This is a genomic window from Burkholderia sp. DN3021 (assembly GCF_049805555.1).
Classification (GTDB): Bacteria; Pseudomonadota; Gammaproteobacteria; order Burkholderiales; family Burkholderiaceae; genus Burkholderia; species Burkholderia pyrrocinia_C.
In genome coordinates this window covers 1-8,679 of the sequence record NZ_JBNCAB010000148.1, presented here as the reverse complement: position 1 = coordinate 8,679, position 8,679 = coordinate 1, and the positions used below count along the sequence as shown (strand labels likewise).

The 8,679-nt window shown below is 66.4% G+C and carries 9 protein-coding genes; 5 read left to right on the top strand and 4 right to left on the bottom strand.

The window, feature by feature from the left end; translation table 11 throughout:
- The first annotated feature begins 536 nt into the window (after positions 1-536).
- A complete protein-coding gene (gene aceA, locus ACPUER_RS35285) occupies positions 537-1,844 on the top strand; it encodes an isocitrate lyase (RefSeq protein ID WP_152863933.1) in 1,308 nt (435 codons plus the stop codon).
- 194 nt (positions 1,845-2,038) lie between these two features.
- Here aceA and ACPUER_RS35280 read toward each other — a convergent pair whose 3' ends face one another.
- Entirely contained in the window at positions 2,039-2,473 is a 435-nt protein-coding gene (locus ACPUER_RS35280; RefSeq protein ID WP_034184755.1) for a universal stress protein, read from the bottom strand.
- 159 nt (positions 2,474-2,632) lie between these two features.
- Positions 2,633-3,538: a LysR family transcriptional regulator gene (locus ACPUER_RS35275; RefSeq protein WP_310143373.1), complete on the bottom strand. Its 906-nt coding sequence runs from the start codon at positions 3,536-3,538 to the stop codon at positions 2,633-2,635.
- Between the two features lie 154 nt (positions 3,539-3,692).
- Between ACPUER_RS35275 and ACPUER_RS35270 the strand changes: the two genes are divergently transcribed.
- Both ACPUER_RS35270 and aceB read left to right on the top strand, forming a co-directional pair.
- The gene (locus ACPUER_RS35270; RefSeq protein ID WP_425133391.1) at positions 3,693-4,454 is read left to right on the top strand and encodes a haloacid dehalogenase type II; all 762 of its coding nucleotides are present in this window, start codon (positions 3,693-3,695) and stop codon (positions 4,452-4,454) included.
- A 65-nt stretch (positions 4,455-4,519) separates the two neighbouring features.
- On the top strand, positions 4,520-6,112 hold the full coding sequence (gene aceB, locus ACPUER_RS35265; RefSeq protein ID WP_425133390.1) for a malate synthase A: 1,593 nt from the start codon (positions 4,520-4,522) through the stop codon (positions 6,110-6,112).
- Positions 6,113-6,237: 125 nt separating this feature from the next.
- Here the strand turns inward: aceB and ACPUER_RS35260 are convergent, their stop codons facing one another.
- Entirely contained in the window at positions 6,238-6,651 is a 414-nt protein-coding gene (locus ACPUER_RS35260; protein ID WP_425133389.1) for a gamma-glutamylcyclotransferase family protein, read from the bottom strand.
- Between the two features lies 1 nt (position 6,652).
- On the opposite strand from ACPUER_RS35260, the gene ACPUER_RS35255 reads away from it, so the two are divergent.
- Together ACPUER_RS35255 and ACPUER_RS35250 are read left to right on the top strand one after the other, a co-directional pair.
- Entirely contained in the window at positions 6,653-6,817 is a 165-nt protein-coding gene (locus ACPUER_RS35255; protein ID WP_175961181.1) for a hypothetical protein, read from the top strand.
- 90 nt (positions 6,818-6,907) lie between these two features.
- Complete coding sequence (locus tag ACPUER_RS35250; RefSeq protein WP_175961183.1) at positions 6,908-7,786, top strand: AraC family transcriptional regulator; 879 nt, start codon at positions 6,908-6,910, stop codon at positions 7,784-7,786.
- 26 nt (positions 7,787-7,812) lie between these two features.
- On the opposite strand, the gene ACPUER_RS35245 is transcribed toward ACPUER_RS35250, so the two are convergent.
- Positions 7,813-8,277 carry a GNAT family N-acetyltransferase gene (locus tag ACPUER_RS35245; RefSeq protein ID WP_175961184.1) on the bottom strand — a complete coding sequence of 155 codons (465 nt, stop codon included), beginning with the start codon at positions 8,275-8,277 and terminating at the stop codon, positions 7,813-7,815.
- Positions 8,278-8,679 lie beyond the last annotated feature (402 nt).

Below are 8,679 nucleotides of genomic sequence, written 5' to 3'. Positions count from 1 at the left end.
GGCCGCAGCTACGGCGGCGGCAATGGCGGCGGCTGGAGCGGCAAGCCGGGCGGCAGCCGCGACGGCGGCCCGCGTCGCGACGGCCAGCGCAGCAGCGGCCCGCGCCGCGGCAATTCCGCGTCGTAAGCACGCACGGGCGGCCGCTGGTCGCCCCACGGATGGCCGTCCCACGGATGGCCGTCCCGCCAATCCAGCCGACCGGCGCACCTGCGCCGGTTTTTTTTCGCCCTGCCGCACATTTCACGATACGAAAAATTTTTTTGTGTCGTAAAAAATCATGCTGCGTGGCACAACCCAGACGATTGCGGGATGGGAAAAAGCATTTCTTATCCCGAAATTATGAATACAAGCGCTTGATTTAAAACAATTAAAAATTTACGCACTTTCTGAGACAGCCGCTGTTTCGCTTTCGTCGATTTGCCTAGACTCTTATACAAGACTTCACGAAACGGAACGCACCGCTTCCCGCTTCGAGAACAGCATCCGCACCGTCAGATTCGACCCATTAGGCAACACACCGTATCAAGGAGCTCATCATGTCGCGTCAGCAACAGGCACAGGAACTGCAAAAGCAATGGGAAACCGATCCGCGCTGGAAAGGCATCAAGCGCGGCTACTCGGCCGAGGACGTGGTCCGCCTGCGCGGCTCGATCCCGATCGAGCACACGCTGGCCAAGCGCGGCGCGGAAAAGCTGTGGAGCCTCATCAACAACGAGCCGTTCGTCAACGCACTCGGCGCGCTGACCGGCAACCAGGCGATGCAGCAGGTGAAGGCCGGCCTGAAGGCCATCTACCTGTCCGGCTGGCAAGTGGCCGGCGACGCGAACGTCGCGGGCGAAATGTACCCTGACCAGTCGCTGTACCCGGCGAATTCGGTGCCGCTCGTCGTGAAGCGCATCAACAACACGCTGACGCGCGCCGACCAGATCCAGTGGTCGGAAGGCAAGAACCCGGGCGACGAAGGCTATGTCGACTTCTTCGCGCCGATCGTGGCCGACGCGGAAGCCGGCTTCGGCGGCGTGCTGAACGCGTTCGAACTGATGAAGGCGATGATCGAGGCAGGCGCATCGGGCGTTCACTTCGAAGACCAGCTCGCGTCGGTGAAGAAGTGCGGCCACATGGGCGGCAAGGTGCTCGTGCCGACGCGCGAAGCCGTCGCGAAGCTGTCGGCTGCGCGTCTCGCGGCCGACGTGATGGGCACGCCGACCGTACTGGTCGCACGTACCGACGCGGAAGCGGCCGACCTGATCACGTCCGACGTCGACGACAACGACAAGCCGTTCCTGACGGGCGAGCGCACGGTGGAAGGTTTCTTCCGCACGAAGCCGGGCCTCGAGCAGGCGATCTCGCGCGGTCTCGCGTACGCGCCGCATGCCGACCTGATCTGGTGCGAAACCGGCAAGCCGGATCTCGAGTACGCGAAGAAGTTCGCGGAAGCGATCCACAAGCAGTTCCCGGGCAAGCTGCTGTCGTACAACTGCTCGCCGTCGTTCAACTGGAAGAAAAACCTCGACGACGCGACGATCGCGAAGTTCCAGAAGGAACTCGGCGCGATGGGCTACAAGTTCCAGTTCATCACGCTGGCCGGCTTCCATGCGCTGAACTACTCGATGTTCAACCTCGCGCACGGCTATGCCCGCACGCAGATGAGCGCATTCGTCGAACTGCAGCAGGCCGAGTTCGCGGCCGCCGACAAGGGCTTCACGGCCGTCAAGCACCAGCGTGAAGTCGGCACCGGCTACTTCGACGCGGTGACGCAGACGGTCGAGCGCGAAGCATCGACGACCGCGCTGCACGGCTCGACCGAAGACGAACAGTTCTTCGACGGCAAGAAGGTCGCGTAACGCGCGCAAGCGGCGCGCCATCGGCAACAGAACAAAATCAGGGAGGAGACGGCAGGCGCGCGATGCAGATCGCGCGACCGGCCGCGCGGCCCGCGGGCCGCCAGCAACGACGCGCGCCGGCTCTGCCCGGCGCGCCCTTTTTCTACGGCGCCGGTCCTGCTGCCGCCCACGCGGCCACAACAGCAGGCACCGCCCTACCGATAGACGATCACCGGAATTTTCGTATGGGTCAGCACACGCTGCGTCTCGCTGCCGATCAGCAGGCTGCCGAGCCCGCGGCGTCCGTGGGACGCCATGAAGATCACGTCGCAGCCGCCGCGTTCGGCCGCCTCGATGATGCCGAGATACGGCGACGGATGCACGCTGGTCCACGTGTCGCAGACGACGCCGGCCACCTTCGCGGCCGATTCGACCTCGTCGAGGTGCGCGCGCGCCTCGCGCTCGCTGCGCGCCCGGAAATCGGCGGGCGGCTCGATGATCACTTCGGAAAACGGCGAGTACGGATACTGCGGCAGGCACGCGTAGGCCGTCACGCGCGCGCCGACCGCGCGAGCCAGGTCGATCGCGCCGTCGATCGCCTTTTGCGACAGTTCGGAACCGTCGGTTGGAACGAGGATGTGCCGGAACATCGCGCCCTCCTTCGTCAATCGCACTCCGCGCGCCGCGATCCGGTTCGGGCCGACCGCGATGCGTCGCGCGTGCCTCCTACGATTGTAGTGTGCGAAACCGCGCAACCGGCACCGGCAGCGGGTTCGCCCTCATATCGGAAACGCGCGGGCATACGCGGCCTACTCGCCCCAATAACCGGGCCGCTCGTACGTGTGCTTCAGGTAATCGAGAAACAGGCGCACACGCAGCGGCAGGTGGCGGCGCTGCGGAAACACCGCGTGGATGCCGATCGGCGGCGCGGCGAACGCGTCGAGCACGCTGACGAGCCGGCCGGCCGCGATGTCGTCGCCGACCTCCCACCACGAGCGCCATGCCAGGCCGTGGCCGGCCAGACACCATTCGTGCAGCACCGCGCCGTCCGAGCATTCCATCGTGCCGTTCACGCGGATCGACACGACCTTGTCGTCCTCCTGGAACGCCCAGCCGCGCTGCTGGTTCGCGTTCGCCGCAAGCGCGAGGCAGTTGTGCCGCGCGAGTTCCGCGAGCGTGGCCGGCGTGCCGCGCCGCGCGAGATACGCGGGCGACGCGACGCATACGCGGCGATTCTCGCCGAGCTTCAGCGACACCAGCGACGAGTCCGGCAGTTCGCCGAGCCGCACCGCGCAATCGAACCCCTCGTTGACGAGGTCGACCATCCGGTCGGACAGGTCGAGCGTGACCGACACGTCCGGATGCCCGACGGTGAATTCGGGCACGAGCGGCGCGACGTGCCGCCGGCCGAAGCCGGCCGGCGCGGAAACGCGCAGATGGCCGCTCGCCTTGACGCCGCCGGCGGACACGCTCGCCTCCGCGTTCTGCATGTCGTTGATGATCCGCTGGCAGTCCTCGAGGAATGCCGACCCCTCGAACGTCAGCGTGAGCTTGCGCGTCGTGCGCACCAGCAGCTTGACGCCGAGCCGCTCCTCGAGCGCGTCGAGGCGGCGGCCGATGATCGCCGGCGCGACGCCTTCCGCGTGCGCAGCCGCCGACAGGCTGCCTTTCGCCGCGACCGCGGCGAACGTTTCGATCTGTTTGAACCGGTCCATGACTCGCAGGGACGGCACCGCCGCCCTTCAAATAGCTTAAGCCGCTCAAGATTATGCATATGAAAGTAAAAGATCAAGTGATGATTAGCGTCTTTTTTAGCATCTGCGATCACGAATAGAATCGACCCGACCTCTGAAACTGGAGCGCAAGGCTATGTCGGCCACAACGACACTCTCCTCTCCCGACGCAATCCTCTTCGACGCATTCGGCACGTTGTTCGACGTGCATGCGGTCGTGGCCGCGGCAGAGCAGATGTTTCCCGGTCACGGGGAACGGTTGTCGCAGCTGTGGCGACGCAAGCAAATCGAATACTCGCAGCTGCGCACGCTCGCCGATCCGGCCGGCGCCCGCTATCGCCCGTTCCGGGACATCACGCTCGACGCGCTGCGGTTCGCCGCGCGCGCGCTCGGCCTCGCGCTGAACAGCGCGGCCGAGAAACGGCTGATGGACGAATACGCGTGCCTGTCCACCTATCCCGATACGGTGCCCGCGCTGCGCAAGCTGCGCGCGCTCGAGTCGCGCCCGCCGCTCGCGATCCTGTCGAACGGCAACCCGCAGATGCTCGACATCGCGATCAAGAGCGCCGGCATGTCCGGGCTGTTCGATCGCGTGCTGTCGGCCGACACGGTGCGCGCCTACAAGCCGAGTCCGGCCGTCTACGCGCTCGGCACCGCCGCGTTCGGACCGAACCCGCGCGGCATCGTGTTCGTGTCGTCGAACGCGTGGGACGTCGCCGGTGCCGCGTGGTTCGGCTACACGACGTTCTGGCTCAACCGCACGGGTGCGCCCGCCGAGGAACTCGGCGCGCCGCCCGACGGCACGGGCACCGGCATGGCCGACCTGCTCGCATTCCTCGCCACCCCGGCTCCGTCCGGCAGACACGCAAACCGCACGCGCCCCGGCCCGGGTGCATGACGCTCGCAGCTGCCGCATTCCCCTTTCACCGAAACCGCAACTGACCGACCAAGGAGATGAGACTCATGAGCACCCCGATCACGCTGCCGCAAGGCATGACGATCACCGGCGAAATCAAGCCGGGTTACGAAGCGATCCTGACGCCCGACGCGCTCGCACTCGTCGCAGCGCTGCACCGCGCGTTCGAACCGCGCCGCCAGGCGCTGCTGCAGGCGCGCGCCGAGCGCACGAAACGCCTCGACGCGGGCGAGCGCCCGGACTTCCTGGCCGATACCACGGCGATCCGCGAGGGCGACTGGAAGGTCGCGCCGCTGCCGGCCGACCTGCAATGTCGCCGGGTCGAGATCACGGGCCCCGTCGAGCGCAAGATGATCATCAACGCGCTGAACTCGGGCGCCGATTCGTACATGACGGACTTCGAGGATTCGAACGCACCGAGCTGGACGAACCAGATCGACGGCCAGATCAACCTGAAGGACGCGGTGCGCCGCACGATCTCGCTCGAGCAGAACGGCAAGTCGTACAAGCTCAACGACAAGGTCGCGACGCTGATCGTGCGTCCGCGCGGCTGGCATCTCGACGAGAAGCACGTGACGGTCGACGGCCAGCGCGTGTCCGGCGGCATCTTCGATTTCGCGCTGTTCCTGTTCCACAACGCGAAGGAGCTGATCGCGCGCGGCTCGGGCCCGTACTTCTACCTGCCGAAGATGGAAAGCCATCTCGAGGCGCGCCTGTGGAACGACATCTTCGTCGCCGCGCAGGAACAGGTCGGTATCCCGCGCGGCACGATCCGCGCGACCGTGCTGATCGAGACGATCCTCGCCGCGTTCGAGATGGACGAGATCCTGTACGAACTTCGCGAGCACAGCTCGGGCCTGAACGCCGGCCGCTGGGACTACATCTTCTCGGCGATCAAGAAGTTCAAGAACGACCGCGATTTCTGCCTCGCCGACCGTTCGAAGATCACGATGACCGTGCCGTTCATGCGCGCGTACGCGCTGCTGCTGCTGAAAACCTGCCACAAGCGCAACGCGCCGGCGATCGGCGGGATGAGCGCGCTGATCCCGATCAAGAACGATCCGGAAGCGAACGACAAGGCAATGGGCGGCGTGCGCTCGGACAAGCAGCGCGACGCGACCGACGGCTACGACGGCGGCTGGGTTGCGCACCCGGGTCTCGTGCCGATCGCGATGGAAGAGTTCGTCAAGGTGCTCGGCGACGCGCCGAACCAGATCGCGAAGCAGCGCGACGACGTGCAGGTCGAAGGCAAGAACCTGCTCGACTTCCAGCCTGAAGCGCCGATCACCGAAGCCGGCCTGCGCAACAACATCAACGTCGGCATCCACTACCTCGGCGCGTGGCTCGACGGCAACGGCTGCGTGCCGATCCACAACCTGATGGAAGACGCGGCCACCGCCGAGATTTCCCGCTCGCAGGTGTGGCAGTGGATCCGCTCGCCGAAGGGCGTGCTCGACGACGGCCGCAAGGTCACGGCCGACCTCGTGCGCGAATACGCAAAGGTCGAGCTCGACAACGTGAAGCGTTCGGTCGGCGGCAACACGCAGCCGTACGAGCGCGCCGCGGCGATCTTCGAGCAGATGTCGACGTCGGAAGGCTTCACCGAATTCCTGACGCTGCCGCTGTACGAGGAAATCTGACGAAGCGGTTCGCTGCGATCGGCGGCCGGCCACGTGCCGTCGCCGGTCGCACGCGACGACCGCACGAAAAAAGCGCCCCGTGGGGCGCTTTCCTTTTGCGGCGAAACCGACTGCCGCGCGGACGCTCAGGCAGCTTCCCGCTCGCGCCGGTGCTGGACCCAGTCTCCCGACGCGATGCGCGGACGCCCGGCTGCCGCATGCGCGGCGACCGGGTAATACAGGCATACGTACTGCCGGCCGCCGAGTTCGACGGTCACCTCTTCCGGCTTGAACAGCGTGTCGACGCCCGGATAAACGCGCTCGATCTCGTCGAGCACGGGAACGAGCTGCTCGTCGACCTCGTAGACGTCGCCCCAGACCAGCGACTTGCCGGCCGGCCCGGCGACCATCCCCGGATACGTACCGAAATCGTACAGCTCGCCCGGCAGCGCGACCGCGCCAAGCAGCGTCGGCGCGACGATCCCGTGTCGTGCGGCCGCATGGCCGATGTCGTTGGTCTCTCCGGCTCTCAGGGTGCCGTAGACGAATACGTAGCGCATCGTGGTTCTCCTCTTCGATTCGTATGTTGCGGTGTTCGCGCGCGATTCGTGCGAAATTGCGCACGCATCGATAGACCACCGGATCGGCCTGATGGTTCTGACCGGCAAACGCGCGGCCTCGGGCAGCCGCGCCGAATTCGCCCGGCCCCATACAAAGTTCATTTGAACGCGGCATGATCGCCCGAAAAACCGCCGCATGCGCTCGCGCGGCGCCTTCTAAAATAACGGCATCGCCGCCGCGCCGCCCGAACCGTCCATGAATCCTCCCGTTCAAGCCGACGTATCGACCCCATACGACGTCATCGACATCCCGCCCGAATTCGCGCCGACCGCCGTCCATCCAATGCGCGTGCGCGCGCGGCAGGTCGACGCCGGCCACCGCATCCCGCTGCACACGCATGCGTGGGCGCAGCTCGCGTACGCATCGCGCGGCGTGCTGCGCGTCGCGACGACCGGCACGACGTGGATGGTGCCGCCGTCCCGCGCGATCTGGGTGCCGCCGCGTGTGACGCACGAAGTCGTGATCGTCGAGGAAGCGTATTTGCGCACGCTGTATATCGACGAATCGATCGTGCCGGACGGGCTCGACGCGTGCCGCGTCGTCGAAGTGACGGGATTGCTGCGCGAACTGATCGTCGCACTCGATGCGCGCGACCTGAGCACCGCGCGCGAGCGCCTGCTGTGCGGGCTCGTGCTCGACGAGCTGAGCCATGCCGAGCCGTTGCCGCTTGCGGTGCCGATGCCTGACGAGAAACGGCTACGCATGCTGTGCGAATCCGTACTCGCGCAACCGGCGCATGCGGAATCGCTCGAACACTGGGCGAGCGAGGTCGGCGCGAGCACGCGCACGATTTCGCGGCTCTTCAAGCAGGAACTGGGCGTGAGCTTTTCGCAGTGGCGCCAGCAGGCGCTGCTGGCGCGGGCGATCCCGCTGCTGAATCAGGGGCGCCCGCTGTCGTATATCGCGCGCGAACTCGGCTACCAGAGCCAGAGCGCGTTCTCGGCGATGTTCCGCCGTGCATTCGGCGAAAGCCCGCGCGCGTTCATGCTGCGCGGCTACGAGCATCGCGGCGCGGAAGGCCGCATTGCGGACGACGAATCGCCGGACGACGACGCGATCGACGCCGTCCGCTGAGCGCTGCGCTCCGGATCGTCAGACCTTCAGACCGGCCGCACCATGTGGCGGATCGAGCCGAGTTGCGCGAGCCGCGGGCCGGCTACCTGGTAGCCCATGCGCTGGTAGAGACGCGCGGCGGGATTATCGACGAACACGCGCAACTGCAATTCGTGCAGCCCGCGCGCACGCGCCCAGCGGTGCGACATGTCGAGCATATAGGTGCCGGCGCCGTGCCCGCGATGGCCGGCCGCGATCTGGACGTCGCGGATATGCAGCGAATCGCCTTCCTCGGTCACGCGCAGCACGCCGATGCGCTCGCCGTCGGCCTCGAGGATGAAGTTCTCGGATTCGCGCCAGCTCGCATAGAACAGGTCGCTGCGCCACACGAGCCCATGGCGCTTGTAGTAGCCGCCCATGTTGCCGTGCGTCAGCGCTTCGGCAAACGGGAAATCGCCGGGCTCCGCGGGCCGGAGCTGATACAGGAGTCGCAGGTCGGTCGGATCGAGCATCGCGCAGGGGTCAAGAACGCATCCCGCCACGATAGCGCAGTCGCGTGCGGATGCAATCGCGAATTTCTCGTAGCGGCGCGGCGCCTGATTCCTGGATCAGAGTGCACGACGGACGCAACCGGAAACGCAAACGAAAATGCCCGCACAAGGCGGGCACTTTCGTTTGTTTGGCGGAGCGGACGGGACTCGCCTACATCCCGCAGGCCGCGGCTGCGCTTGCAAGCGCAGCCCTTCGAGTCCCGCCGGAAGCCGCGCAGGCGGCTTCCTCCGCTCCGCGGTCACGCGCCCGAGAACGGGCGCAACAACCGGACGCACAAACGAAAATGCCCGCACAAGGCGGGCACTTTCGTTTGTTTGGCGGAGCGGACGGGACTCGAACCCGCGACCCCCGGCGTGACAGGC

What these genes read in the sequence shown, in the direction of transcription:
- aceA (WP_152863933.1), top strand. Translation starts at nt 537, where the DNA reads ATGTCGCGTCAGCAACAGGCACAGGAACTGCAAAAGCAATGGGAAACC.
- ACPUER_RS35280 (WP_034184755.1), bottom strand. Translation starts at nt 2,473, where the DNA reads ATGTTCCGGCACATCCTCGTTCCAACCGACGGTTCCGAACTGTCGCAA.
- ACPUER_RS35275 (WP_310143373.1), bottom strand. Translation starts at nt 3,538, where the DNA reads ATGGACCGGTTCAAACAGATCGAAACGTTCGCCGCGGTCGCGGCGAAA.
- ACPUER_RS35270 (WP_425133391.1), top strand. Translation starts at nt 3,693, where the DNA reads ATGTCGGCCACAACGACACTCTCCTCTCCCGACGCAATCCTCTTCGAC.
- aceB (WP_425133390.1), top strand. Translation starts at nt 4,520, where the DNA reads ATGAGCACCCCGATCACGCTGCCGCAAGGCATGACGATCACCGGCGAA.
- ACPUER_RS35260 (WP_425133389.1), bottom strand. Translation starts at nt 6,651, where the DNA reads ATGCGCTACGTATTCGTCTACGGCACCCTGAGAGCCGGAGAGACCAAC.
- ACPUER_RS35250 (WP_175961183.1), top strand. Translation starts at nt 6,908, where the DNA reads ATGAATCCTCCCGTTCAAGCCGACGTATCGACCCCATACGACGTCATC.
- ACPUER_RS35245 (WP_175961184.1), bottom strand. Translation starts at nt 8,277, where the DNA reads ATGCTCGATCCGACCGACCTGCGACTCCTGTATCAGCTCCGGCCCGCG.